Annotated in this window: 22 protein-coding genes; 12 read left to right on the top strand and 10 right to left on the bottom strand. The window is 70.9% G+C overall.

The window, feature by feature from the left end; translation table 11 throughout:
- Positions 1-63: 63 nt before the first annotated feature.
- From ACWEFB_RS03220 to ACWEFB_RS03210, 3 genes are all read left to right on the top strand, one after another.
- Positions 64-2037, top strand: coding sequence for a CRTAC1 family protein (locus tag ACWEFB_RS03220; protein WP_452281726.1), 1974 nt, complete (start codon positions 64-66; stop codon positions 2035-2037).
- Positions 2034-3074 (top strand): enediyne biosynthesis protein, encoded by a 1041-nt coding sequence (locus ACWEFB_RS03215; RefSeq protein WP_452281724.1) that lies wholly within the window; start codon positions 2034-2036, stop codon positions 3072-3074. Before ACWEFB_RS03220 ends, ACWEFB_RS03215 begins: the two co-directional genes overlap by 4 nt.
- Before the next feature lie 91 nt (positions 3075-3165).
- The gene (locus tag ACWEFB_RS03210; protein ID WP_452281722.1) at positions 3166-4101 is read left to right on the top strand and encodes a hypothetical protein; all 936 of its coding nucleotides are present in this window, start codon (positions 3166-3168) and stop codon (positions 4099-4101) included.
- Positions 4102-4165: 64 nt separating this feature from the next.
- Here ACWEFB_RS03210 and ACWEFB_RS03205 read toward each other — a convergent pair whose 3' ends face one another.
- From ACWEFB_RS03205 to ACWEFB_RS03195, 3 genes are all read right to left on the bottom strand, one after another.
- Entirely contained in the window at positions 4166-4924 is a 759-nt protein-coding gene (locus ACWEFB_RS03205; protein ID WP_452281720.1) for a MerR family transcriptional regulator, read from the bottom strand.
- A 66-nt stretch (positions 4925-4990) separates the two neighbouring features.
- The gene (locus tag ACWEFB_RS03200) at positions 4991-6478 is read right to left on the bottom strand and encodes a hypothetical protein (RefSeq protein WP_452281718.1); all 1488 of its coding nucleotides are present in this window, start codon (positions 6476-6478) and stop codon (positions 4991-4993) included.
- On the bottom strand, positions 6475-7677 hold the full coding sequence (locus tag ACWEFB_RS03195) for a hypothetical protein (protein WP_452281716.1): 1203 nt from the start codon (positions 7675-7677) through the stop codon (positions 6475-6477). Before ACWEFB_RS03195 ends, ACWEFB_RS03200 begins: the two co-directional genes overlap by 4 nt.
- A gap of 129 nt (positions 7678-7806) precedes the next feature.
- Between ACWEFB_RS03195 and ACWEFB_RS03190 the strand changes: the two genes are divergently transcribed.
- Complete coding sequence (locus ACWEFB_RS03190; RefSeq protein ID WP_452281714.1) at positions 7807-8496, top strand: DUF4232 domain-containing protein; 690 nt, start codon at positions 7807-7809, stop codon at positions 8494-8496.
- 210 nt (positions 8497-8706) lie between these two features.
- On the opposite strand, the gene ACWEFB_RS03185 is transcribed toward ACWEFB_RS03190, so the two are convergent.
- The gene (locus ACWEFB_RS03185) at positions 8707-9492 is read right to left on the bottom strand and encodes a hypothetical protein (RefSeq protein ID WP_452281712.1); all 786 of its coding nucleotides are present in this window, start codon (positions 9490-9492) and stop codon (positions 8707-8709) included.
- Between the two features lie 331 nt (positions 9493-9823).
- Here ACWEFB_RS03185 and ACWEFB_RS03180 point away from each other — a divergent pair, with 331 nt between their 5' ends.
- Positions 9824-10579 (top strand): SAM-dependent methyltransferase, encoded by a 756-nt coding sequence (locus ACWEFB_RS03180; protein ID WP_326560785.1) that lies wholly within the window; start codon positions 9824-9826, stop codon positions 10577-10579.
- Between the two features lie 343 nt (positions 10580-10922).
- Here the strand turns inward: ACWEFB_RS03180 and groEL are convergent, their stop codons facing one another.
- Positions 10923-13382: a chaperonin GroEL gene (groEL, locus tag ACWEFB_RS03175; protein ID WP_452281710.1), complete on the bottom strand. Its 2460-nt coding sequence runs from the start codon at positions 13380-13382 to the stop codon at positions 10923-10925.
- The gene (locus tag ACWEFB_RS03170; RefSeq protein ID WP_452281708.1) at positions 13360-13908 is read right to left on the bottom strand and encodes a hypothetical protein; all 549 of its coding nucleotides are present in this window, start codon (positions 13906-13908) and stop codon (positions 13360-13362) included. Before ACWEFB_RS03170 ends, groEL begins: the two co-directional genes overlap by 23 nt.
- A gap of 163 nt (positions 13909-14071) precedes the next feature.
- Between ACWEFB_RS03170 and ACWEFB_RS03165 the strand changes: the two genes are divergently transcribed.
- Together ACWEFB_RS03165 and ACWEFB_RS03160 are read left to right on the top strand one after the other, a co-directional pair.
- Positions 14072-14356 (top strand): DUF427 domain-containing protein, encoded by a 285-nt coding sequence (locus ACWEFB_RS03165; protein WP_452281706.1) that lies wholly within the window; start codon positions 14072-14074, stop codon positions 14354-14356.
- Between the two features lie 136 nt (positions 14357-14492).
- Positions 14493-15203, top strand: coding sequence for an RICIN domain-containing protein (locus ACWEFB_RS03160; RefSeq protein WP_452281704.1), 711 nt, complete (start codon positions 14493-14495; stop codon positions 15201-15203).
- 18 nt (positions 15204-15221) lie between these two features.
- On the opposite strand, the gene ACWEFB_RS03155 is transcribed toward ACWEFB_RS03160, so the two are convergent.
- Positions 15222-16598: an MFS transporter gene (locus ACWEFB_RS03155; RefSeq protein ID WP_452281702.1), complete on the bottom strand. Its 1377-nt coding sequence runs from the start codon at positions 16596-16598 to the stop codon at positions 15222-15224.
- A gap of 1 nt (position 16599) precedes the next feature.
- Between ACWEFB_RS03155 and ACWEFB_RS03150 the strand changes: the two genes are divergently transcribed.
- Positions 16600-17649: a GlxA family transcriptional regulator gene (locus tag ACWEFB_RS03150; protein ID WP_452281700.1), complete on the top strand. Its 1050-nt coding sequence runs from the start codon at positions 16600-16602 to the stop codon at positions 17647-17649.
- A 45-nt stretch (positions 17650-17694) separates the two neighbouring features.
- Here ACWEFB_RS03150 and ACWEFB_RS03145 read toward each other — a convergent pair whose 3' ends face one another.
- Positions 17695-19278 carry a PQQ-dependent sugar dehydrogenase gene (locus ACWEFB_RS03145; protein ID WP_452281698.1) on the bottom strand — a complete coding sequence of 528 codons (1584 nt, stop codon included), beginning with the start codon at positions 19276-19278 and terminating at the stop codon, positions 17695-17697.
- Between the two features lie 329 nt (positions 19279-19607).
- Here ACWEFB_RS03145 and ACWEFB_RS03140 point away from each other — a divergent pair, with 329 nt between their 5' ends.
- The 4 genes from ACWEFB_RS03140 (at position 19608) to ACWEFB_RS03125 (ending at position 21839) form a co-directional block, all read left to right on the top strand.
- Positions 19608-20318 (top strand): hypothetical protein, encoded by a 711-nt coding sequence (locus ACWEFB_RS03140; RefSeq protein WP_452281696.1) that lies wholly within the window; start codon positions 19608-19610, stop codon positions 20316-20318.
- Between the two features lie 15 nt (positions 20319-20333).
- Positions 20334-20594 (top strand): hypothetical protein, encoded by a 261-nt coding sequence (locus ACWEFB_RS03135; RefSeq protein WP_326560793.1) that lies wholly within the window; start codon positions 20334-20336, stop codon positions 20592-20594.
- Positions 20591-20995, top strand: a complete 405-nt coding sequence (locus ACWEFB_RS03130) for a hypothetical protein (protein WP_452281694.1) — start codon at positions 20591-20593, stop codon at positions 20993-20995. The genes ACWEFB_RS03135 and ACWEFB_RS03130 overlap by 4 nt, the downstream gene beginning before the upstream one ends.
- A gap of 151 nt (positions 20996-21146) precedes the next feature.
- Positions 21147-21839: a type 1 glutamine amidotransferase domain-containing protein gene (locus ACWEFB_RS03125; protein WP_452282106.1), complete on the top strand. Its 693-nt coding sequence runs from the start codon at positions 21147-21149 to the stop codon at positions 21837-21839.
- 15 nt (positions 21840-21854) lie between these two features.
- On the opposite strand, the gene ACWEFB_RS03120 is transcribed toward ACWEFB_RS03125, so the two are convergent.
- Together ACWEFB_RS03120 and ACWEFB_RS03115 are read right to left on the bottom strand one after the other, a co-directional pair.
- On the bottom strand, positions 21855-22331 hold the full coding sequence (locus ACWEFB_RS03120; RefSeq protein ID WP_452281692.1) for a hypothetical protein: 477 nt from the start codon (positions 22329-22331) through the stop codon (positions 21855-21857).
- 142 nt (positions 22332-22473) lie between these two features.
- Positions 22474-24450: a vWA domain-containing protein gene (locus ACWEFB_RS03115; protein ID WP_452281690.1), complete on the bottom strand. Its 1977-nt coding sequence runs from the start codon at positions 24448-24450 to the stop codon at positions 22474-22476.
- Position 24451: the final 1 nt, after the last annotated feature.

Genomic DNA, 24451 nt, shown 5'->3' with positions numbered 1-24451 from the left:
TCGCCGTACGCGATCGCCGGTTGTCGGGCGCTGCCCCGTGCCGTCTATTTCGAGGGGAAAACGATGCCATCGAAACCCGGCGTCCTGCGCCGGTTAACCCCGGCCCTGTTCGTGCTCGTCCTGACGGGCACCCTGTTCGTGGCCGCTCAACTACCGGAGGCGTCGGCCGAGGATCGCGCATCGATGGCCTCGCGCTTCCGGTTCACCGAGCTGCCCATCGCACTGCCCGAAGGGCTGCCGCTGCGGACCGTCCGCGAGGTGAACCCCGAATACGAGCACATCAAGTCGTGGATCTCCTCGGTCGGCGCGGCCATCGCCGTCAACGACCTGGACGGCGGCGGAGTCGCCAACGACCTGTGCCTGGTGGACACCCGGAGCGACTCCGTGATCGTCACACCGGCGCCGGAGAGCGGCGGTAGCTACCCGCCGTTCGTACTCGACCCGGCCCCGCTGCCGATGAACTCGGCGATGGCCCCGATGGGCTGTGCCCCCGGTGACTTCAACCAGGACGGTTGGACCGACCTGCTGGTCTACTTCTGGGGTCGTAGCCCGGTGCTGTTCATGCAGCGCGGCACCTCGGCGCCGCTGAGCCTGGCCACCTACCTCCCGATGGAGCTGCTCCAGTACGGCACCGCGCCCGACGGCCTCTACCACGGGCCGCAGTGGAACACCAACGCGGTGAACATCGCCGACTTCGACGGTGACGGGCACCCCGACATCGGGGTCTTCAACTACTTCCCGGACACCGCCGTCCTCGACCCGCAGGGGCTCAAGGGCGTGACGATGAACCACTCGATGTCCCGGGCCCAGAACGCCGGCGGCGCGCACATCATGCGCTGGAAGTCGGCCACCGTCGGCGCCACCCCGTCGGTGACGTACGAGGAACAGAACGCGATCGAGGGGCGCCTGGCCACCGGGTGGTCCCTCGGGGCCGGCTCGGCCGACCTCGACGGCGACCTGCTTCCCGAGCTGTACGTCGCCAACGACTTCGGCAACGACCGGTTCTTCCACAACGTCTCCACCCCGGGCAACATCAGGTTCACCCTCGCCGAGGGACGCCGGGGTGCCTTCACCCCGAAGTCGCTGGTCCTCGGGCACGACTCCTTCAAGGGCATGTCGATCGAGTTCGGCGACCTGGGCTCCACCGGCCGGTTCGACATGTTCGTCAGCAACATCACCGCAAGCTGGGGCATCGAGGAGAGCAACTTCCTCTGGAGGAACACCGCGGACAACGTCCAGGAGGCCCGGGCCAAGCTCAGCCGGGGCGTGGCGCCGTTCGACAACAAGGCGGCGGACGCGAACATCGCCTGGGTCGGCTGGGGCTGGGACTCCAAGATGGCCGACTTCGACAACAGCGGCTTCCCGAGCGTGGTCCAGACCACCGGCTTCGTGAAGGGCCACATCAACCGCTGGAACTGGCTCCAGGAACTCGCCATGGCCAACGACCTCATGCTGGCCGAACCGCACATGTGGCCGAACGCCGAACCCGGTGACGACATCGCCGGCTCGTCGCCGTTCGCCTTCTGGGTCCGGGAGGACAACGGCCGGTACGTCAACCTCAACGAGGACCTGGGGATGACCGACACCACGCCGTCGCGCGGGGTCGCGGTCGCCGACGTCAACGCCGACGGCAGCCAGGACTTCGCGGTGGCCCGGCAGTGGGGACCGCCGGCCTACTACCGCAACACCAAGCCGGCCGAGGGCAACTTCCTCGGCCTGCGGCTGCACCGGCCGGTGGCCGGCGCGACACCGGGGGCGGCCGGTCCGATCGGGACCCCGGCGTACGGGGCCCAGGTGAAGATCAAGACCGCGGACGGGCGTACCCAGGTCGCCCAGCTCGACGGCGGCAGCGGGCACTCCGGCAAGCGCAGCTTCGACGTCTTCTTCGGGCTCGGCGACGAAGCGAACAAGCCGGTCTCCGCCGAGCTCTGCTGGCTCGACCTCAACGGGACGATGCACATGCAGACGCTCAACCTGAATCCCGGTTGGCACGACTTCATGCTCACCGACCAGGCCCAGGAGGTGGCGGGCTCATGACCCACGTCGAACGCATCAGCACCGCCGGAGTCGGCGTCCGTACCCCGGTCGCCACCGCACCGGCCCGGACCGACCAGGCGACGACCGCCGCGACCGGGGCGCCTCCCCGGCCGAACCGGATCGACGGCAAGGACCCGCGCTATCTCGCGCTGCGCAACTTCGCCATCTCGATGAGCATCTTCAACATCCTCGGCTACTCGGTGTTCGGCTTCGAGCAGCCGTGGACGTGGCCGCTGTTCGCCCTCGCGGTCGGCTACACCACCGAGTTCGTCTGCGAGACGATCGCGGCCTGGGCCGGGAAACGGCCCGCGGAGTACGCCGGCAACGGTGCCTGGGGCGTCTACACCTTCCTGCTACCGACCCACATCACGTCGCTCGCGGCGAACATGCTGCTCTACGCGAACGACCTGTTCTGGCCGATCGCCTTCGCCGTGGTGGTCTCGGTGGGTCAGAAGTACGTGCTCCGGGCGCCGATCAAGGGGCGGTTCCGGCACTTCATGAACCCCTCCAACTTCGGCATCACGATCACCCTGCTCGCCTTCTCCTGGGTGAACATCGCGCCGCCGTACCACTTCACGGAGAACGTGCCGGACGTGATCCGGATCGTGATCCCGGTGGTCATCCTCACGGCCGGGACGGTGCTCAACGCCGCCCTGACCAAGAAAGTCGGCCTGATCATGGGGTGGGCCGGCGGGTTCGTACTCCAGGCCCTGATCAGACACTGGATCTGGGACGTGTCCCTGTGGGGCGCGCTGGTGCCGATGACCGGGGTGGCCTTCATCCTCTTCACCAACTACATGGTCACCGACCCCGGCACCACCCCGAGCCGGTTCCGGGACCAGTTCATGTTCGGTGCCAGCGTCGCCACCGTCTACGGGGTGCTGATGGTGTTCAACGTCGTCTACACCCTCTTCTTCGCCGTCACCATCGTCTGCCTGGCCCGCGGGCTCTGGTGGTGGAGCCGGTGGCTGCGTGAGCGCCGACAGGAGGGCGTGACCGCCCCGGTGCCGGTGGCGCCACAACCGGCGACCGCCTGATCCAACGCCGGTATGGAATGGCCCCCTGCCCTTCACTTACGGTCAGGGGGCCATTCCTATCTGTCGTCCTACCCCCCGAAGAGGAGCAACCGTGAAGGTCTCACCCCAGCTCGTCACGGCGCCGCCCGCCCCGACCGTCGCGCGACCGCGTACCGGTCGGGTGGTTGTCCTCAGCGTGTTGGCCGGCGTACTGCTGGCCGTGGTCTGGTCCTACCACTTCGTCGACGCGGTCATCGGAGACAACGTCGCGAACACCCTGCTCGGCCACGACGCCAAGGGCACCGCCATCGCGGGTACCGCCGCCGGGCTGCTGTTCGCGTTCGTGTCCGGGCTCGCGGGTACGTTCACCGCCTGCAACATCGCCATGGCGGCGGCGATCGGGCCGATGAGCCAGGCCGGCGCGACCAGTGGCACGACCGGCGCCCTGCGTACGATGCTGCGTCCGGTGGGCTGGCTGGCCCTCGGCATGGTGTCGGTGTCCGCGATGTACGGGTTCGTCGGCGTCCTGCTCGGCGACCGCCTCCCGCAGCTCTCCACCGACCTCGTCGGCGACATGCCGGTACGCATCCTCCAGTCGTCGGTGGTCTTCGGGGTGATCGGGCTGGCGCTGGCCTATCTCGGCCTCGCGGCGCTCGGGGTGCTGCCCGACCCGTTCGCCACCCGACCCGTCGCCCGGGTCGTCGTCCTGGGCGCGCTCGTCGGCGGCTTCCTCATCGGTCGGCCGTACCCGCTGTTCAACAAGCTGTTCCACTGGGCGGTCGACTCCGGCAACCCGTTCTACGGTGCCGCGGCGTTCGTGCTCCAGTCCCTGGGCAACATCGTGATCGTCGCGGTGCTGTTCGCCCTCGTCGTCGCCGGCACCCGGGGCCGGTTCCTGACCTGGTTGTCCCGGGACCCGGTACGGATGGCCGTCATCACCGGCAGCCTGCTCGTCGCGCTCGGCGTGTTCACCGTCGTCTACTGGGACATCCGGGTGCCGGCGATGTTCGGTTTCGGCTGGTTCCCGACCCTGCCGTACAACAACTGACTTCGCGCGAGCGGTGCGGGTACGGAACCGGTGGGCAGGTCGCCACCGGTTCCGTACCCGGTTGCTAGGCGCGGGTGATCGCGTTGGCGTGGATGGCCCCGCACAGGTAGGCCGTCATGCCCGGTGCGATGTTCTCGTAGTACGCGGTGAACCTCGGGTCGGCCAGGTACATGTCGGCCAGCCCGGTGTGGATCTCGTACGTGCACTCGTAGAACCAGCGGCTGATCAACTGGCGGTGCTCCTCGGCGAGCGCCATCGCGCCCGGGCTGTCGGAGGGGGCGCCGGAGTCCATCAGCGCCACGAACCGCCGGCCCCAGTCTTCGTTCTCCGCCTTGTTCCGCAGCCAGTCGTCCTTGCTGTACTGCCCCGCACGCCGGTTCGACTCCCGGTACGCGTCGGTGCCGCCCCAGCGCTGCTCGGCCTCGGCCGCGTGCTCGTCCGGGTCGAAGTCGCCGAAGACCTCGAACCGCTCCTCCGGCGTCAGTTGGATGCCCACCTTCTTCGCCTCCATCGCGAACTCGATCGCGGTGACCATCTCCCGCAGCCGGTGGATCCGACCGGTCAGCAGTTCGTGCTGCCGACGCAGGTGCTCGGTCGGATTCGACTCCGGGTCGTCGACGATCGCGTTGATCTCTTCCAGTGGGAACCCCAGCTCCCGGTAGAACAGGATCTGCTGCAACCGCTCCAGGTCGCCGTCGTCGTACCGGCGGTGACCGGCACCCGTACGACCGCTCGGCGAGAGCAGACCGATCTCGTCGTAGTGGTGCAGCGTCCGTACGGTCACGCCGGCGATCCGCGCCACCTTGCCCACCGGGTACTCCACGGGTTCCCTCCCTTCCGAGAACCACCCTCCCGCCTCCCGCTACGTAAGGCTCAAGCCCACCACTGACTAGTCCGGGATCGAGGCGTCGGTGGGTGGGCCGCCGTGGGTCCAGGGGGTGTCCTCGCGGGACGGGAAGGTGCCGGGTGGGGCGTACCCGTCGGTCAGGGTGGTGTAGCAGAGCCGCTCCCCCACCTCCGGTACGGTGCCCGGCGGCGCGGTCAGCCCTCGACCCATCCCGCCGGACAGCTCCAGCACCACCTCGGTCTTCGACCCGTCACCGGTCCGGGTGACGAACACGACCCTGGCCTTCTGCCCCGGCCGGGCCGGTGAGGTGAGGGACGCACCGGGCTGGACGAGCACCGGATCGGTGGTGACCACCATGATCCGGGGACGGAGCACCGGCCGCTTGCCGGTGTCGTCGACCCGCGCCGGGTCGGCCAGGGTCACCTCGCCGACGAACGCCTCCCCGGTCAACCGGTGGTCGGCCATCACCAGCGGGTCGTCGTACGCGCGCTGGACGGCGTACGAGCTGAGGGCGCGTTCCAGCCGGTGCAGGCGCTGGGCGGCGGCGACCGCCCCGTCCCGTCGGGGCTGCGGCTGGCCGCCCTCGTCGGTGTAACCGGCGTAGTCGGTGAACGCGTCCCGGTCGGCGTCCCAGCGTCCCGCCACCCGCGCCCCCGGCGGCAGGGCGTGCAGCAGCGACAGCCCCCGCCACATCAGCCGCCAGGTCGGCTCCAACTGGCCGCGCAACGCCTCCGCCATGCTCGCGTACGCCCGCTGCCGGGCCGGCTCGTCGTCCGCCGCCATCGCCGCCTGGTACGCGGCCATCGTCGGGGCGAGTACGTCGTTGTCGAACTCCGGATCGGTGGTCGGTCCGGCCGGGGGCCAGATCGACGGATCCTCCGCCTCGGCGGCGGCGACCGGGCCGGTGACCCCCGGCGGCGGGTCGATCCAGCCGAGCTGAGCGGCCAGGTTCAGGTCCTCGACCGAACTCTGCCCGGTCGCCCAGTGCAGGCCGAGCGCCTCGGTCAGCGCCACCAGCAGCGATGATCCGGGGTGTTCGGCCCGTTCGGCGAGGAAGGTCAGCCACCGGCCGACCAGCGGCACCGAGGCGTCGACCGGATAGTCCCCGTCGGTACGCCGGAACCGGGTGTTGCGGCCGAGCAACCGCAGGAAGGTGATCCCGCCCGAGTTGGGGACGATCAGTTGGGGCGCCTCGACGTACCGGTAGCGCACGTCCCGTCCCCGGTCGACCGGGACCGACTCGGACACGCCCCGGTGACCGTCCAGGTAGGGCAGGAGCACGGTGCCGAGCGCGGTGACGAAGTCGAGCCGCTGGTCCCGGTTGCGCGGCTGTGGGACCACCAGCAGCCGGGGCTGTCCGGGGTCTGTGCCGACCAGGACCGCGAGCGGTGCGTTCGCCTCGCCGGCCATGGTCAGCGGGACCAGGACCAGTGGCCGCCGGGCGAGGTGCAGGTGCCGGACGGTGGCGGTCGGCTGGGCCTTTCCGGCGGCGAGTGCCTGCGCCCGGGCGAGGGCGGTGAGCGTACTCATGAGAGGGCCTCGGCCCGCAGCCGCGCGGCGGCCTGGAGCATCGCGGCGGCCTCGGCCTGCCCGTCGGCCGGTGCCAGTTCGCCGCTGGCCAGGGCGAGCACGGTCGGTACCCGCTCGACGCCACCGAGTTCCTCGCGGACCGACTTGCCCAGGCTGCCGGTCTGGCCGCGTGCCTCGTGCCGGCAGAAGAAGGCCAGTTCGCAGCTTGCCAGGCAGTCCGGTGCGTAACGCGCCTCGACCACGCTCAGTGCGGTGGTCAGCGCGGCCGGCGACCGGCTCGGCCGACCGGCCCGGTCGGGCGCCAGGTCGAAGGTCAGATCCGCGGGCAGCGCGGCCACCACCTCGTCGACCCGCGCCATCCGGGTGAGCTGCCGGCGCAGGGTCGACAACTGCTTGCGTACGTCGATCAGCGCGGCCACCGGCTCGTTGGTGAAGTCGCGCGGGCAGACCAGCAGTACGTCGTGCGACACGATGGCCGGGTCATGCCCCGCCTCGGTCAGCAGTTGCCGCATGGCGAGTACGTAGACCGCCGCCTGGACCGCAGCTGCAGAGACCTTGCTCGGGTCGGCCTGCCCGTCGATCACCGGAAACGACTTGATCTCCACGACGTGGAACCGACCGTCGACCCGGAACGCGATCAGGTCCGGTTCCAGGTAGACCGGCTGGCCGGCGACCTCCAGCCGGAGCAGCGGGTGGTCGAAGATCAGGGCGTCGCCGGATGCGGGCGACCCGGCGGCCTCGCCGAGCAGGTGCCGGGACCGCTCGTACCGTTCCTCGTTGGTCTCGGCCGGTCGGGCCGGGACCGCGTCGGCGTCGGTGTCGGTGTCGGCTGTCTGCGTGGTCGGATCCGGCCTGCCATCGTCGAGGTCGGTGTAGGCCGCGTCGGGGATCGGGAGTCCGAGCCGCTCACGCAGCAGGCGGAGCAGTTCGACCCCGCCGTCCGCCTTCACCTGCCGCTCGAACGCGTTGCCACGGGTGATGGCGAACCGGGACTGGCCGAACCGGGCCGGGAAGCCGATGTGCTCGGCCAGCCGGGGCTTGTCGACCCCGGCCGCGTCCAGCACCGCCCGCCGGTGGCAGCCCGGATTGCCGGTCAACGCCGCGATCGTACGGGCGTTGTGCCGTCGGGGCGCCACGGCGCCACGCAGCCGCTCCAACCAGCGCTCGGTGGAATCCCGCATCAACCTGGAATCCGGCATCGACGCAGCGTACAAGCTCACCGTGGGATCGCCCCCGATCGCCACCCGCCTTCACAGCTCGCGCACATGCTCTTCACGGCACGGGCCGACGGTTCTCCGCCGGGCCGGCTCGTGTAGGAGGATCGCCGGGTGCAGACGTACCCCGCTCGCCGCCGACCCGCCCGCCACCGGCTCGGCCCGCTGGTCACCACGGTCGCGGCGGTGCTCCTGCTCGGCACCGGCTGCGAGGGTCCCGTGCCCGGCCAGCCGATCGTCCTGCCGGCGCCGACCCCGCCCGCGCCCGAGCCCTGGACGGTTCCGGCACCGGGCGAGAGCGGTCGCACCGCCGACGTACCGGCGCAGGGCGCACCGAGCGGGTCGGCCACCGGTCTGCCCGTACCGACCGCGACCGGCGGTCCACGGGAGGCCGCCAGTTGCCCGGCGTCGGGCGTACTGGTGAGCACCAGCCCGACCGACGCCGCGATGGGGCTTCGGGGCATGGGCATCGTGCTGTTCAACTGCGGCACCGAACCGTTCCCGCTGAACGGCTACCCGGTGGTACGGGTGCTGGACGCGGAGCGGGAACCGCTGGCGGTGAGGGTCGAGAACGGGACCGCGCTGGGCGGTGAGGACCCCGGACCGAAGGAGATCACCGTGTACCCCGGCGGCACCGCGTACGCCTCGGTGCGCTGGCGGAACACGGTCACCGACGGGGAGATCGCCGAGGGCGCGTACCTGGAGGTCGCCCCGGCGGCCGGACAGCCGGCCCAGACCGTGGCGAAGCACCTCGACCTGGGCACCACGGGCCGGCTGGAGGTACACGCCTGGACGATGTCCTGACGGGCCGTGGGATGTTTTGGACTGCCTCGCGTAAATGGCCGCGAACGGTGCGGACCCCTCGGATCAAGCCCGACCGCGCGACTGAGACCGGGACGCCCGGCGAAACAAACAATCGCGTTCGTCTTCTACATCATCTTTGATGTGCGTACATCGAAGATGATGTACGAGATCAACGCGTTGGTTTTCCTGGGAGCGTCTGCGCACCGGACCTCAGGTGGTACCGGGGAGCTTGCCGATCGTGTCCCGGTCGACCAGGGCCCGGTTCGGGGTGGCCAGCCGGGCCTGGTCCGGATCCAGGAAGTCGATCAGGGCGATCAGCTCGTGCTGCATCCGTACCAGGCGGGCGTTGCCGTCGTAGTCCGCGGTCGCGATCACGTCCACGTCCGCCCGGATCCGGGTGAACCAGGACGCGAACCGGGGATCGGTGTCGAGGCGCTCGCAGAACTCGGCGTACCCCATCGACTCGTACCGGGTGCCGGCGCTGTCCTCGACGCGTACGAGCAGCAGTTCGCCGATCGCCCGTTGCTGGCCCCGGAACAGGCGCAGCGGCGGCGGGGTGTCCAGCGCGGCGATGATCTGCGTCATCCGGTCGAGGAAGCCGAAGAACCGTTTGTTCCGCTCGACGTCGCCGAGGTCGAGGAACTGCTGGTCCCGCCGGATGATCTCCACCCAGCAGAGGTACTCGGCCAGCACGTACACGGTGTAGTCGCGGGTGTACCGCTCGTCGTCCACGTCACCGCAGTGCAGGTACGTGGAGAGGAAACCCGGCCGTACGGCGTTGAACAGCCGCCCCTGCAACGCGTGCGCGGACCAGAGCAGCGGCTCCCGGTAGCGGCTGAGCAACTGCTCGGCGAGTTCGGCCTTGCTCTGCCGGTGCCGCTGCTCCTCGAGCTGGTACTGCAACACGGTCACCCGACGGGCGGAGAGCGTGGTGAACAGGACACTGAGGAGGGAGACGACGGCCGATCCGATGGCGATGAATACCTCGGGCTGCACGGCGGACAGAGTGCCCGACCGGAGCCTGTCGTGTCGACCCGTTCCCCGCCCTCGGCCGTGAACTTTCCCACCACCCGACACCGGCCGGCGCGGTTTGTGCCACGACGAATCGAAGGCGGTCTAGTCTGAGCGATTCACGGCCGGTTCGAGTGTCCACTCGACACAGTGATTTTTCCACGCCTGAGCTGCACAAACGACGCGACCGGTCGGTGCGCGCGGCGGACCGGAACGGCCCGGATGCCGGCCCCGGACCCACCCCTGCCGGACGATCCGGATCTTGCGCCGAAAGATGGGGCTCGACACGATCCGGAAAACGGGTAATCCTGGCCCGATGTCGCTTTGGTTGCACGAGCTGTCGGAGGCGGAGCACCGCATCCTCAACCCGTTCACCCACGAGAAGTTGATGCTGCTCGGGGCGGCCAGTCGGGTCGGCCCGCAGACCAGGGTCCTCGACCTCGCGTGTGGGAAGGGTGAACTGCTCGCCCGCTGGGCCCAGGGTTACGGCATCCGTGGGCACGGCGTGGACATCAGCGAGGTGTTCCTGACCGCCGCCAGCAAACGCGCGGCCGAACTCGGCGTCAGTGACCGGGTCAGCTTCCAGTACGGCGACGCCGCCGAGTACCGGGCCGAGCCCGCCGGTTACGACGTCGTCTCCTGCCTCGGCGCGACCTGGATCGGCGGCGGGCTGGCCGGCACCATCGAGCTGATGCGGCGGGCGGTCCGCCCCAACGGGCTGCTCCTGGTCGGTGAGCCCTACTGGATCGACCCGCCACCGCCGGGGGCGTACTCGGCGTACGGGTTCGGGCTGGACGATTTCACCTCGCTCGGCGGCACCCTGGACCGGTTCGAGGCGGCCGGCACCGACCTGGTCGAGGTGGTACTCGCCGACGCCGACAGTTGGGACCGTTACGTGGCCCAGCAGTGGTGGACGCTGACCGAGTGGCTGCGCGCGTACCCGCACGATCCGCGCGCCCAGCAGGTACGCGAGTTCCGTGACCTGTCCCGCCGGTGGCACCTCGAGTACGGCCGCCGCTACTTCGGCTGGGGCGTCTTCGTACTCCGCCCGACGCTCGCCCCGGGACGGTAGTCCGGCGGCGACGCCGGCCGGGACGCCGCTGCCCACCGGTCCACGCCAACGAAGGGTGACACGTCACTCTTCGTGTTGGGACGGTTAGGACGGCAGACATCCAGGCAACGCACATCCGACATGCCGCGCGTCTTCTTTGCCGCTCGGGCTGACCTTCAGCCACCGGCACTGGCGGATAGTTGTCCCGGCGAGTGCAATTTGCGCCGCGGTGCGCGCCTACCAGCGTCGCACTGCCGCAATTTCGCACCCGATGACCTGCTGCACGTCGGCACCACGTCGCAGCACGGGCGGTGGCCGGCACCGGGCAACCGGTGCCGGCCACCGCAGCCCGGTACGGCACGGCTCAGCCGAGCATGAGGTAGCGGGTCACCACGCTCGCGGCGGCGCTCACCGCCTCGCGTACGGTCGCTGCGGCGTCCACGATGCCGGCGTCCCGCGCCACCACGTACCTCCCGCTGACCAGGTCGAAGGTGACCCCCGGCCCCCGGTACCACAGGTCCTCGGGCACCCCGTCCGGGTCGCGCCCGGCGCTGCGCAGCAACTCCTCGAACGGCGCCGGCAACGCGTCGACGACTACCGCGTACCCGAGCCCCTCGTCGTCTCCCCGCTGCCTCGGCACCGGTGCGGTACGCCGACCGGTGAGCCGGGTGTGCACCCCGAGCAGCGCCGCACCGCCGCCGGCGACCAGTCCCCACTCCACCGCAGCCTTGGCGTTGCGTACCGCGTCGTCGATCTGGCGCCGCCGGACCCGCTGCTGCTCCGGGGTCACCTCGCCCACCTTGATCACCGCCACCCCGCCGGCCACCCGGGACAGCCGCTCCGCCGACACCCGCAGCGGCTCGCCGTACCGCGACTCGGCCCGCCGCCTGCCGTCCGCCCGGGGGTCGTTGCGGCGCGGATCGGCACGGGTCCGCGCGGTCCGCAGCCGCTGGTAGCGGCGGACGATCGGGTCCGGGTCGTCGACCCCGGCCAGGACCACCGACTCGCTCCGGGTGGTGACCACCCGCCGGGCCCGGCCCAACTCGGCCAGGGTCGCGTCGGCGAGACGCACGGCCGACTCGCCCCCGAGCACCGTCGCGCCGGTGAGCGCGGCCAGTTCCGCCAGCGCGTTCCGGCGTTGACCGGCCGGCCAGGGCAGGGTCACCGCGACCGGGCTGAGCACCTGCCGGGCCTTCGCCAGGACCAGCGCGGCCAGCGCCGGGTCACGGATCTCGGGCGCGAACACCGCCAGCGGCCGACCCTCCCGCTCCACCGCACCCAGCAACCGCAGCAACTCCTCGGCGGTACCGATCCGCTCGTCGACGAGGAGCACGTACGGCTCGTCGAGCACCGCCTCCGCCTCCTCCTCGTCGGTCACGAAAGCCGGTGACACGTGCCCGGCCCGCAGGCTCATCCCCTCGGTGAGCTCCAGTTCGAGGCCGAACAGGTTGCTCGCCTCGACCCGGATCACACCGTCGCGGCCGATCCGGTCCACCGCCTCGGCCACCAGGTCACCGACGAGTTCGTCACCGGAGGCGATGGTCACCAGCGCCCGCAGTTCCGCTCTGGTGCGTACCGGCACCGCGAGGCCGGCGAGTTCGACGGCGACGTCCCGTACGGCGGTCGAGATCCCCCGCCGCAGCGCCACCGGGTTGGCGCCGGCCCGGAGTGCGGCGGAGGCGCCGTCCAGCATGGCCTGGGCGAGGACCACGCCGGTGGTGGCTCCGTCGCCGACCCGGTGCCGGATTCCCTCCACCAGTTCCCGCAGGTAACCGGTGCCGAGCGCGTCGCGGGGGTCGCCACCTGCCAGCAGCCGGACGATGCCGGCCGCGTCCGCCATCTCGTGGTACCCGCCCTGCTCGTCCTGGACCAGCATCCGCCGGCCGAACGGCCCGTAGGTCCGCCGGATCAGGTCCGCACCCGTACGGAAGCCGCGCGCCACGATCGCCTGGTGCTGGTTGTAGGTGGCCGGCAGGTGGAGGGTCGGGGCGGGTCCGGCGGTCGACCCGTTCGGGGCACCGCCGACCGGTCGGCCCGGCACCGGGACGGTGGCGCCGCCCGTGATCGGGGCGGTGGCCAGGTAGATGTGCGGCTCGGCGTTGTAGGCGCTGTACTTCGGCTGCTGTTCCGGCCGGCGGCGGATCACCCCGTCGTGCACGTAACGGAACAGCTCGTCGACGCCGACCAGGCCGTCCCGGTCGAGGTCCGCCGCGCCGCTGACCAGCCCCTCGATCAGTACGTCGGTGAAGATCGAGCCACGGGGTGCCGAGGCGACCAGTTCGTCGGACTCGAACGCGTACTCGTAGCTGTCGCAGGCGCTGAGTACGACGTACCCCCGGCCCACCTGGCACTCCAGCGCGCCCTGCGGCGCTCCCTTGAAGCCCTCGGCGAACGCACCGGCGAAGCAGCAGTCGAGGATCAGCACCTTGGCCGCGGCCCGGCACGCCTCGAACTGCTCGTTGACGAAGGAACGGGAGATGGCCGTGCTGGCCGGGCGGGTACGGACGGTGTCGGCGGCGGCGAAGTAGAGCCGGTGGTAGGGGTCGACGATCCCGTGGCAGGAGAAGTAGAGCAGGACGAGATCGCTGTCGACCCTGTCCGTCAACAGGTCCTCGATCGCCGCCCGTACCTCCCGTTCGGGGGCGTCGCGCAGCGTACGCACGTGGAAGTTGCCGATCGCCGGATCCGCCAGTACGGCACCCAACCGCGCCACGTCCTGCTGCGGTGCGCGCAGCCGGTCGAGGGAGGGGTCGGCGTACTCGCCGGTCGCGATCAGCAGCGCGTACCGGCCGGCCGGTGATCTAGTCGCCACCGGACCCGACATCCCGCCGCGCCTGCGGTACCGCCTTCACCTCCGGCCGCGCGCCCCGCTCGGGCACCGCCCGGACATTCGGCTCCGGACCCGTCTGCGGCACCGGGCCGACCTCGGGCACCTGCACGGTGTCGGGCACCTCGGGGAGGTCGACCGCCGGTTCGGTCCGGTCGGGCGCGGTGAGCCAGTGCGCGACCGCCTGCTCGGTACGTGCCGACGGGTCGACGATGGTCAGGGTCCGGTCCCCGTCGCGGAGCACGATCCGCCGGGCGGCGCCCCGCCGGACGAAGGCGACCACGATCTGGGTGAGGGCGGCGAGGGTGGTGGCCGAGAAGGCGCCGGTGATGACGAGTTCGGCGAGCGACACCGCCTCGCCGGCCTTACGGCCGGTGGCGGGGTCGGGGTCCGGTCGCAGGTCGGAACCGGTCCGGGGATCCGGGTCGGGCGTGGATCGACCGACCGCTATCCCTGCCCCGGTCCGCAACTCCCGGAGCAGGGCGGTGGTGGCGGCAGCGTCGGCCCGATCACTGTCCGCCATCGGGCCACTGACCTGCAGAAACAGTTCCCGATCACCTGGCGCGTTCCACATACAGTAATTATCTCGTAACTATCAGTGATCCGATAGAGGGTAACGGCTTGCCGTTCCGGGAAGATCGCGCTAGCCGTGGCCGCCCCGCGCAGACCGGCATACGCTGGAAAACGTGCCGAAAGCCATGTGGAACAACCAGGTCATCGCAGAGAGCACCGACACCGTGGTTGTCGAGGGCAACCACTACTTTCCGCGCAGCGCGTTGCGCGACGACGTGATTCGGGAATCCGACACTCACACCATCTGCCCCTGGAAGGGACAGGCCTCCTACTACTCCCTCGCCCTGGACGGCAACGAGAGCCAGGACGCGGTCTGGTACTACCCCGATCCGCTCCCCGCCGCCGAGCAGATCCGCGACCGGGTCGCCTTCTGGAAGGACGTCCAGGTCGTCGACTGATCGCCGGGCACCCCGCCGGGGGATCGGCGAATCCGTACCGAGCGTGCCCGCCGCGCCGTACCCGTACCGGAAAATGCCGGGTGGGGTGCGGCGGGCCGATTGGTCCCGGACCCGGCGACTGAGTCACTATCTGGGGATGGTCACCTCCGAGCCACGACCACAACCGCCGGGTGGCACCGTCTACGGCGCGCCCGCCCCGCCCCGGCCCGGCCGGGACCGGCTGATGACGGCCGCGCTCGCGATCGGCGGCGTCGGCGTACTGATCGGGGTGCTCTTCGCCACCGGCCTCTTCGCCGGTGGCGGCGACGGTGACCAGGCAGCGGTGCCCGCCCCGGCCGCCGTCTCCGACGCCGCCGCACCGCCCGCGCCGAGCGGCGTGGCGGCGGGCAGCACCGAGCCGGCACCCCCGCCCAGCCCGACCCCGTCGGAGATCCCCGCCCGGATCTTCCGCTCCGCGGCATCGTCGCTCTGCCTCGCGCTCAACACGAACGACAACCCGGACGGGCCCCAGGTCCAGCAGCGGGTCTGCACCGGCGACCTGACCCAGCAGTGGCGCCCCACCCCCGTCGTGGGTGACGAGTTCGGCCTGGTCAACGTCGCGACCGGACGCTGCCTGGAGGTGAAGGACGGCAGCAAGGACGACGGCGCGCGGCTGCACTTCGCGGTCTGCGACGGCACCGTCGAGCAGCGGTGGCGACTGGCCGGGCTCGACACCGGGCAGGTGTCGCTGGTCAACCTCAACAGCGGGCGCTGCGCGGACGTACCCGAGAACACCCTCACCCGCCCGGACACCTCCCTGCAACAGTGGGCCTGCCACGGCCGCGCCAATCAGCAGTGGGTCGGGTAACCGGGTCGACCCGCGCCGCTAGACGTCGGTGGGACGCAGCCGCCAGGCGCGCGGGGCGGTGGTGACCGGCTCCGGTTCGACCACCGGCACCGGCTCCGGTTCCCGGCGGCGCAACATCAGCGAGAGCGCCGCCGCGCCGAGCGCCAGCACACCGGCGGCGTACCAGGCCACGGTGTACTCGCCGAGCCGGTCCCGGACCAGGCCGGCACCGGTGGCCGCGATCGCCGCACCGACCTGGTGCGAGGCGAACACCCAGCCGAACACCACCGGTCCCCGGTCACCGAAGTGCTCCCGGCACAGGGCGACCGTCGGCGGCACCGTGGCCACCCAGTCGAGCCCGTAGAAGACGATGAACACCAGCATGGTCGGCCCGGTGGTGTTGACGAAGAGGCTCGGCAGGACCAGCAGGGAGAGCCCGCGCAGCGCGTAGTAACCGGCCAGGAGCAGCCGGCTGTCCACCCGGTCGGTCAGCCAACCGGACGCGATCGTGCCGACGATGTCGAAGAGACCGACCAGGGCGAGCAGGCTCGCGGCGGTCGTCTCGGCCACCCCGTGGTCGTGCGCGGCCGGGATGAAGTGGGTCCCGACCAGTCCGTTGGTGGTCGCCCCGCAGATCGCGAACCCGCCCGCGAGCAGCCAGAATGCCCGGGTCCGGGCGGCCGTCCGCAACCCGGACAGTGCCCGCGCCGCCGCACCTCCCGCGCCGCCGGGCAGCGGCTTCGGGCGGACGACCTCGGTGCCGCCGTACAACGGCAGGCCCAGGTCCGCCGGATGCTCGCGCAGGAAGAACACCACCAGCGGTACGACCAGCAGCGCCGCCCCCGACACGACCAGGGCGGCCACCTTCCAGTCGTACGACTGGACCAGGTTGGCCAGCACGGGCAGGAAAACGAGCTGCCCGGCGGCTCCACCGGCGGTGAGCACCCCGGTCACCAGTCCCCGGCGCTTGACGAACCAACGCCCGGTCACCGTCGCCACGAAGGCGAGCGCCATCGACCCGGTCCCCAACCCAACCAGTACGCCCCAGCAGGCGATGAGCTGCCAGCTCGCGGTCATGAACACGGTCAGGCCGCTGCCGGTGGCAACCAGGAGCAGGGCGGCGACCACCACCCGGCGGATGCCGAACCGTTCCATCAGCGCGGCGGCGAACGGTGCGGTGAGCCCGTAGAGGATCAGGTTGACCGAGACCGCCGCGGAGATGGTGGCCAGCGGCCAGCCGAACTCCTCGTGCAGCGGGTGCAGCAGGACCGACGGCGTGGCCCGGAACCCGGCGGCACCGACCAGGGCCACGAAGGCCACGGCGGCGACGGCCCAGGCGGGATGGAACAGGCGCTGAGTCTTCACGGTCGAAGTCTCGATCACACTCACCCCGGCGACGAGTGGCCGGAGAGCCATCATGCGCAACAATCGGGCCATGACCGCTCGCCCGCACCGGATCGCCGTACTCGCCCTGGACCAGGTGGTCGGCCTGGATCTTGGCACACCGTCGCAGATCTTCAGCACCGCCCGCAACGCCGCGGACGAGCACTTCTACACCGTCGACACCTGCACCCCCGGCGGGCGCCCTGTACGCAGCAGCGCCGGCTTCCAGATCGTCCCGGACCACGGGCTGGAGTTGCTGGACCGGGCGGACACGGTGGTCGTGCCCGGCGTACACGGGGCGTCACTGGACGACCGGGCGATCCTCGATCCGGAGGTGCACCGGGCGCTGAACGCGGCGTACGAGCGGGGGGCCAGGATCATGTCCATCTGCACCGGCGCCTTCGTGCTCGCCGCCGCCGGTCTGCTCGACGGACGACCGGCGACCACCCACTGGGCGTACGCGGAACGGTTCCGGCGCCGGCACCCGAGCGTACGGCTCGACCCCGGGGTCCTCTTCGTCGACGACGGGAACGTCCTCACCTCGGCCGGGGTGGCCGCCGGCATCGACCTCTGCCTGCACGTCATCCGCACCGACCACGGCAGCGCGGTGGCCAACCGGTCGGCGCGCCGGTGCGTGGTCCCGCCGTGGCGTGACGGAGGTCAGGCGCAGTTCATCGAACGGCCGGTGCCCCACCCGACCGACGCCAGCACGGCGGCGACCCGTCAGTGGGCCCAGCACCGCCTGCACGAGCCGCTGACCCTGCGGCAGCTTGCCGGTCACGCCAGCATGAGCGTACGGACGTTCACCCGGCGGTTCCGGGCCGAGACCGGTCTCAGCCCCGCCCGGTGGCTGTTGCAGCACCGCACCGACCACGCCCGCCTGCTACTGGAAACCACCGACCTCCCGGTGGACCAGGTAGCGCAACGCTCCGGCTTCGGCACCGCCGCCGCCCTACGCCAACAACTCCACCAGAGCATCGGCGTAGCCCCGACGACCTACCGCCGCACCTTCCGCCACTCCTCCACCCCTCCCCCTCCCGACCGCGCAAATACAGAGAAAGAGTGGCTATCCGACGCGGAATAACCACTCTTTCTCTGTATTAGTGGCCGGGGGTGGGGGCGGGGCGGGTCAGGCGCAGGGTGTGTTGTTGAGGGTGAAGGTGGTGGGTGGGGGGTTGGCGCCGCTGCTGGTGCCGAGGAAGCCGAAGGTGACCGAGGCGCCCGGTGCCACGGTGCCGTTCCAGTTGGCGTTGCGGGCGGTCACCGCCGCGCCCTGCTGGCTGCCGCTGGAGTTCCAGAACGTGCCGGCCCGCTGGGTACCGGGGAAGGTCCAGCCGACCGTCCAGCCGTTGATCGGCTGGGTGCCGGTGTTGGTGAGGGTCAGGGTGGCGGTGAAGCCGGTCCCCCACTGGGAGTCCACCCGGTAGCCGACGGTGCACCCCACCGGCGGCGGGAGCGCCGCGAAGGCGACCTTGTGCAGTTGTCCGGGCAGGTCGTTGGCGAGGTAGATCTCCCCGGCCGCATCGACCCCGAGCGTGGTCGGCTGGATGGTCAGCTCACCGAGCGCCCGGGTGGCGTACGTGCCGCCGCCGGGCCGGATCGCGAAGCCGGTGCCGGAGCAGTAGTCGGTGGCGAGGTACGTTCCGGCCGCGATGTCGGCGTACTGCTGGCCCCGGTAGACGTGCCCGCCGATGATGGCGCACCCGTCGACCGAGGTGCGGTACGTGAAGACCGGTTCGACGAAGGTGGCGCCGGCCGGACAACGCGCCTGGTTGAACACCTGGGTGCCCTCCCGGCAGGACCAGCCGAGGTTCGCCCCGGCCCGGCCGGCCGGCAGGTGGTCGACCTCCTCGAAGGTGCCCTGACCGACGTCTGCGATCCAGAGCGATCCGTCGGCCGGGTCGAACGAGAACCGCCACGGGTTGCGCAGCCCGTACGCCCAGATCTCCGGTCGGGCGTTCGTCACGCCGACGAACGGGTTGCCCGCCGGTACGCAGTACAGCAGCGGCGCGCAGGCCCGGCTCACGTCCAGCCGGAGGATTTTGCCGAGCAGGGTGGTCAGGTTCTGCCCGCTGTTGAGTACGTCGTCCGCGCCGCCGCCGTCGCCGAGGCTCCAGTAGAGGTAACCGTCCGGGCCGAAGGCGAGCTGCCCGCCGTTGTGGTTGCCGTACTCTGCGTGCGGCTGGGTCAGCAGGATCTGCTCGCGGGCGGCCGGTACCGGCTGCTGGTTGGCCTGGTCGAGGGTGAACCGGGACAGTGTCAGGGTGCCGGACGGCAGGCTGGTGTAGGCGACGTACAGGGCCCGGGTGGTGGCGAAGTTGGTCGAGGTGACGATGCCGAGCAGACCGCGTTCGTTACCGGCGGTGGAGACCCGGTCGGTGATGTCCAGCAGTGGCGCCTCGGCGAGGCCGGTGCTCGGGTGGTAGACCCGTACGGTGCCGACCTTCTCGGTGATCAGCAGCCGGCCGCTGCCGTCGTCCGGAGCGAAGATCGCGGTCGGCCGTTGCAGCCCCGAGGCGACCTGGGTGGTGCTGACGGTCAGCCGGTCCAGCGGTACGGCAGCCGCCTGGATCGTGGCCGGTCCGACCGCCGCTGCCGACCCGGTCAGGGTGTCGTCGCGGGCGGCGGCGGGTGCCCCGGCGAGGGCGAGCGGCATGAGTACGGCGATGGTCGCGGCCGCGCCGAACCGGCCAAGTGATTGACGTCGCAACATATTTACTCCCATCGGTTAACAGGAACGTAACGCCACAACGGGGTTCCGAACCGACCGTCCCAGATCATGGGAACGCTCCCACGCCCCCGGTGGGATGCCCGGATTAACCTGCTTCAGACGCTCGGCCACTTAACCGAGGGAAAGTGGCGTTCCAGCCCGGCCGGCCACCCGGACCGGCATCGCCAGAAAAGAACCGGAATCAGGGAGCCCCGGAAACGCCACCGGCTTTCCGACCAATTTACGTCGCAGTTACGACAGTTTACTGTATTGATAACAATCATTTGCTCGCTACGCTCACCGCAAAGGTCGTCGCACCGGAAAGGTGAACGATGAGCGACACACCATTCGGGTTCTCCCGCCGGGGTTTACTGGTGACCGCGGCAACCGCCTCCGCGGTCACCGTCGCCGGCGCGACCCCCGCACTCGGCGCCCCGCCCGAAGCGCCCGCGGCCGGCACCGGGGCCACGGCGGTCACCGTGACCCGGGACCGGATCGCCACCGCCGTCATCCGCTCGCCGGGGGGCGGGTTGGCCGCCTGGCCGTTCCAGGTGGACCTGCACGACCGGCTGGGCGGATGGTTGGCGTTCTGGTCGGCCAACTCGCCCGCGAACTGGCAGGAGCCGGTGGAGGTGGCCGGACGCACCGAGTCCTCCGGTGCCGCGTTCACCCTGACCGGGCTCCGTCACCGCCGTGACGACCAGGTACGCGACGGGTTCGCGGCCGGACGGACCGACCGGGCGTACTGGGCCACCCTGGCCAGCCTGCACCACCACTTCGCGCTCGTCGAGCCGACCGGCGACGGCGTACGGGTCACCGGCGGCGCCGCAGGTTTCACCGGGTCACCCGACCAGGTCGCCTTCGCCGCCTCGGCGTGCCGCGAGCTGTGGGGTTACCGGGCCGCCTCCACCGCCGACTGGCGCAGCGCCGCCAACCGGGCGCTGCGCCGGGCCGGGCAGCCGGCCGACGTCGCCTCCCGCGCGGGTTGGGCGACATTCACCAGGACAAGCCTGCGGCTCGGATTGGACACCGAGTCGTACTAGTCAGAGGAGGCAGGAATGGCACGTAGCGAATTCCGGTTCGTCGTCGACGGGGTCGAACTGGACGAGGCACAGAAAGCGCGCATCGCCGGTGAAATACAGAAAGCCGGGCTGAACGCGTTGCACAACGTTTCGGCGAAATTGTCCAATCCGCTCACCATCGGCCACGGAAACATCAAGCTCCGTCCCGAGTGGTACGGCCTCTGGGTGCTGGACGGCCCGCTGGCCGACGACCTCGGGACGAAGATCAACGATATCGGTTTCTGGATCCAACGGTGACCGAGGTCCCCCTACGGCCGGACCCGCCGGAGCGGATGTGCCCGAGTACACCGAAGGCCAACGCCACGGTGTTCCTGGGCATGATCACCCCGGCGGGGCGGGTCGCGTACGTCACCCCGGCGATGCCGACCGAGGTGGCCCTGTCCGGTCTGCCGGACTCGGCCGGACCGGCGGAGTCGCAGTACCGGCTGGCCGGACCGTGCGTCACCTCGTCCTGCGGGTTCTGGACCGGTGAACACTGTGGCCTCGGCGCCCGCCTGGTCGAGTCGTACCGGGAGACGGCCGTACCGGACGAGTCCTCGCTCCCCCGCTGCGCGATCCGGCGCACCTGCCGGTGGTACGCCGAACAGGGCCCGGCCGCCTGCCCCGCCTGCTCACACGTCGTCACCGACGCCCGCTGAGCGCATCCCCGCAAACCATGGATTCACCCTGCCCCAATCCAGGTTGGTCGGTAACGTCGATTTCGACAGGGGGGGCGTGCAGCAGGATCTCCGAAGCGTTTGCCTGGTTTTTCGGCCCGCCCCCGCCGACCAGCTCAAGGAGGCGAAAACAGTGGCAAAAGTTTTGTTCGTGGTGTCCGGAGCGCAGTACTGGACACTGAAGGACGGCCACCGTCATCCCACCGGTTACTGGGCTGAAGAATTCGTGGCGCCCTACAGCGTCTTCACCGGGGCGGGCCACCAGGTCACCGTCGCAACCCCGGGCGGGGTCATTCCCACCGTCGACACCATGAGCCTGCGTCCCAGCATGACGGGCAGCGAAGACAATTCGCTCAAACTAGAGGCAGTCATCGAGAAGGCCGAGGAACTGCGCCATCCCCTCGTCCTGAGGGACGTCAGCGTCGACGACTACGACGTCATCTACTATCCCGGCGGACACGGCCCGATGGAAGACCTGGCATATGACCGCGACTCCGGGAAGCTCCTCATTGACGCACTCGCATCCGGTAAGCCCCTCGCCGTCGTGTGCCATGCACCCGCCGCTCTTCTCGCCACCCGAGATGTCGACGGACACTCGCCGTTCGTCGGATACCGGACCACCGGATTCACGAACGACGAGGAGGAGGCCGTGCAACTGCGGGACAAGGCGAGATGGCTCATGGAGGACGAGGTGCGCAACCTCCCCACCGACTACTCCCGTGGCCCTGTTTTCGAGCCCTACCTGGTCAGCGACCGCAACCTCTACACGGGTCAGAACCCCGCCTCGTCCGGCCCGCTCGCGAAGGAGATCCTGAAGGTGCTGTAGGGGCGCACAGCTCGGTCAACCGGCGGCCGGAGCGTGCAGGGCGCGCAGGTCGTCGGTGTGGGCGGGCAGGTGGATCCGGCCGTGGATGTCCAGGGCCCGACCCCAGGGCAGCGCCTCGTCGATGTCGAGCCGGGCGCCCTCCCGTACCCGGGTCTGGACCAGGGTGTCGGACTTGTCGAGCAGCCGCTCGGTCAGGCCGCAGAGTTGCCCGCTGGTGGTACGCAACCGGCTCGTCAGTCCGTCGAGGCCGCCGTACTGGCGCGCGAGTTCGTCGAGCTGTGGTTGGTGGATGGTGTCCAACTCGTAGTACGCGTACGGCGAGCCGGCGAGCACCGCCTCGGTGGCGTTGATCAGCAGCTCGTCGTTCGCCACCAGATGCGCGAGCAACTGCTCCGCACTCAACTCGTCCCCAACCGCCCGACGAAACGCCCCCGCCCCCTCAACCTCGGCAAACAACGCCCGATAAGCCCCCCGCAACCCCTCAGCCTCCACCCCCCGACCCTAACCCCGCCCCAGCCCGTCGATCTTGCAGTTGTGGCCCCCGTTCCGCCCCGTTTCGCGAACTTCGCGAGGCACCACAACTGCAAGATCAACGAGGCGGGGGTGACGGAGGCGGGGGGCGACGAGGCAAGGGTCAGCGGCGGCGGCCTTGGCGGGCGCGGAGGTAGTCGGATACGACGTACTGGCCGAGGTCGTCGGCGGAGGGGGTGAAGACGCGGCCGCCGGAGCGTTTGGCCACGGCGTCGACGAACCGGCGTAGGCCGGGGTCCTCGCCGAGCATGAAGAGGTTCATGGTGGCGCCGTACCGGGTCAGGGCGTCGACCTCGACCACGGTGGCCTCGATCGTCTCCCGCAGCGGCGGCCAGTTGAACACCCCGACGCCGTCCTCCGGGTCCAGGTGCGCGGTCGGTTCCCCGTCGGTCACCACCAGCACCACCGGCTCGCTGCCGGCGTGCCGGCGCAGGTGCCGACCGGCCAGCCGGAGCGCGTGCTGGAGGTTGGTGCCCTGCACCATCTCCGGCTCCACCGCCGCCAACTCCTCCCGGGACAGCTCGGCGGCCTCCCGACCGAAGCCGATGATCTGCAACGCGTCCTGCGGGAACTTGGTCGCCACCAGGTGCGACAGGGCCAGGGCGGTCTGCTTCATCGGGCCCCAGCGTCCCTCGGAGACCATCGAGAAGGAGAGGTCGACACAGAGCGCCACCGCTGCCGAGGCGCGCCGCTCGGTCTCCACCACCTCGAAGTCCTCGACCGCCAGGGCCACCGGCACCCCGCCACCACCTCGGCGTACCGCGCGGGCGACCGTGCGCACCACGTCGAGCGGCTGCTCGTCGCCGTACTCCCAGGGTCTGGACGCCCCGGTGACCTCGCCGGCCGCGCCGGCCGCGCGCAGGTCGTGTTCCCCGCGCCGGCCCGACCCCAGGTCGGCGAAGACCCGACGCAGCGCGGTCCCGCCGAGCCGACGCAGGGCCTTCGGGCTCAACGTCAGGCCGTCGGCACCCCGGGTCACCCAACCCTGCCGGCGCAGCTCACGCTCAAGGTCACGCAACCGGCGTACGTCGTCGGCGGCGTCCCGGCCCAGGTTGCGCCGGACCACCTCCACGTCCACCTCGTCCAGGGTCGCGCCCGGATGTTCCTGACCGAGCTGGTCGAGCAGGTCGTCCAGCTCGGCGATCTCGGACAGCGCACCGGTCGCCTGGCCGTAGTCGAGCGGCTGGTCGCCCCGGACCCGCTCGCGCCGTTCCCAGGCCAGGTCGGGGCGCAGGCCGCGCAGGTTGCCGTCGAGAGCGGCCATCTCCGCCGCCAGGTCGGGGCCGAGCGCCGACTCCATGAGCTGGGCCAGCTCGGACCGTTGCCGGTCGGACAGCGACCGCATCAGCCGCTCCCCGGCGGCGGCCCGCCGGGCGAGTACGTCCACCAGCTCGTCGGTCGACCCCGGCTGCTCCGGGAAGAACTCGCCGTGCCGGCCCATGAACTCGGCGAACGCGTCCGTGGTGTCCTCGCCCCGACCGTGCCGGGCGAGCAGGTCGTTCAGGTCGTGCATCATCTCGCCCAGCCGCTGCCGGGCGGCCGGGTCGGCGGCCGACGAGCGCAGCGCGTCGCGCAGCCCGGAGAACCGCTGCTCCAACACGTCCCGGCGCAGCCCGTCGAGGATCTGCTGGTACGCCTGCCGGGCCTCGTCGCTGGTCCACTGGTAACCGCCCAGTTCCTCGACCGCACGGGCGGTGGAGTTCGGCAGGTTGTCCAGCACCGCCTCGGCGAACCGGGCCGCGTCGTCGTCGCGCCCGCGCAGCTCGTCGCGTTCGGCGGCGAGCGCCTGGTCCAGCAGCGCCTGCGCCCGGGTGACCGCGCCGTCGAGGTTGCCCCGGCGCATCGCCTCACGGCGCATCCGCCGGGCGCGGGCGAGCAGTTCGTCCAGGCCGGCGCCGCCCGTCGGGCCCTGCCGGAGCAGGGCCCGCAGCGCGTCCCGGAGGCTGCCGCCGGCCAGCACCTCGGCGCCGACCGAGTCAACCGCGGCACGCACGTCGTACGGCGGGGCGAGCGGGTCCGGGCCACCGCGCCAGGAGCCGTACCGGAACCGGTTTCCGCCGGGTACGTCCGTCGGGCTCATC

This window comes from Micromonospora sp. NPDC004704 (assembly GCF_053601675.1).
The sequence above is the reverse complement of the archived record's forward strand: the minus strand, read 5'-3'. Positions and strand labels throughout refer to the sequence as shown.

Bases quoted from the DNA above. Each gene is read 5' to 3' on its own strand.
- ACWEFB_RS03220 (WP_452281726.1), top strand. From the start codon at position 64: ATGCCATCGAAACCCGGCGTCCTGCGCCGGTTAACCCCGGCCCTGTTC.
- ACWEFB_RS03215 (WP_452281724.1), top strand. From the start codon at position 2,034: ATGACCCACGTCGAACGCATCAGCACCGCCGGAGTCGGCGTCCGTACC.
- ACWEFB_RS03200 (WP_452281718.1), bottom strand. From the start codon at position 6,478: ATGAGTACGCTCACCGCCCTCGCCCGGGCGCAGGCACTCGCCGCCGGA.
- ACWEFB_RS03195 (WP_452281716.1), bottom strand. From the start codon at position 7,677: ATGCCGGATTCCAGGTTGATGCGGGATTCCACCGAGCGCTGGTTGGAG.
- ACWEFB_RS03180 (WP_326560785.1), top strand. From the start codon at position 9,824: ATGTCGCTTTGGTTGCACGAGCTGTCGGAGGCGGAGCACCGCATCCTC.
- groEL (WP_452281710.1), bottom strand. From the start codon at position 13,382: ATGTCGGGTCCGGTGGCGACTAGATCACCGGCCGGCCGGTACGCGCTG.
- ACWEFB_RS03170 (WP_452281708.1), bottom strand. From the start codon at position 13,908: ATGGCGGACAGTGATCGGGCCGACGCTGCCGCCACCACCGCCCTGCTC.
- ACWEFB_RS03160 (WP_452281704.1), top strand. From the start codon at position 14,493: ATGGTCACCTCCGAGCCACGACCACAACCGCCGGGTGGCACCGTCTAC.
- ACWEFB_RS03155 (WP_452281702.1), bottom strand. From the start codon at position 16,598: ATGGCTCTCCGGCCACTCGTCGCCGGGGTGAGTGTGATCGAGACTTCG.
- ACWEFB_RS03150 (WP_452281700.1), top strand. From the start codon at position 16,600: ATGCGCAACAATCGGGCCATGACCGCTCGCCCGCACCGGATCGCCGTA.
- ACWEFB_RS03145 (WP_452281698.1), bottom strand. From the start codon at position 19,278: ATGTTGCGACGTCAATCACTTGGCCGGTTCGGCGCGGCCGCGACCATC.
- ACWEFB_RS03140 (WP_452281696.1), top strand. From the start codon at position 19,608: ATGAGCGACACACCATTCGGGTTCTCCCGCCGGGGTTTACTGGTGACC.
- ACWEFB_RS03135 (WP_326560793.1), top strand. From the start codon at position 20,334: ATGGCACGTAGCGAATTCCGGTTCGTCGTCGACGGGGTCGAACTGGAC.
- ACWEFB_RS03115 (WP_452281690.1), bottom strand. From the start codon at position 24,450: ATGAGCCCGACGGACGTACCCGGCGGAAACCGGTTCCGGTACGGCTCC.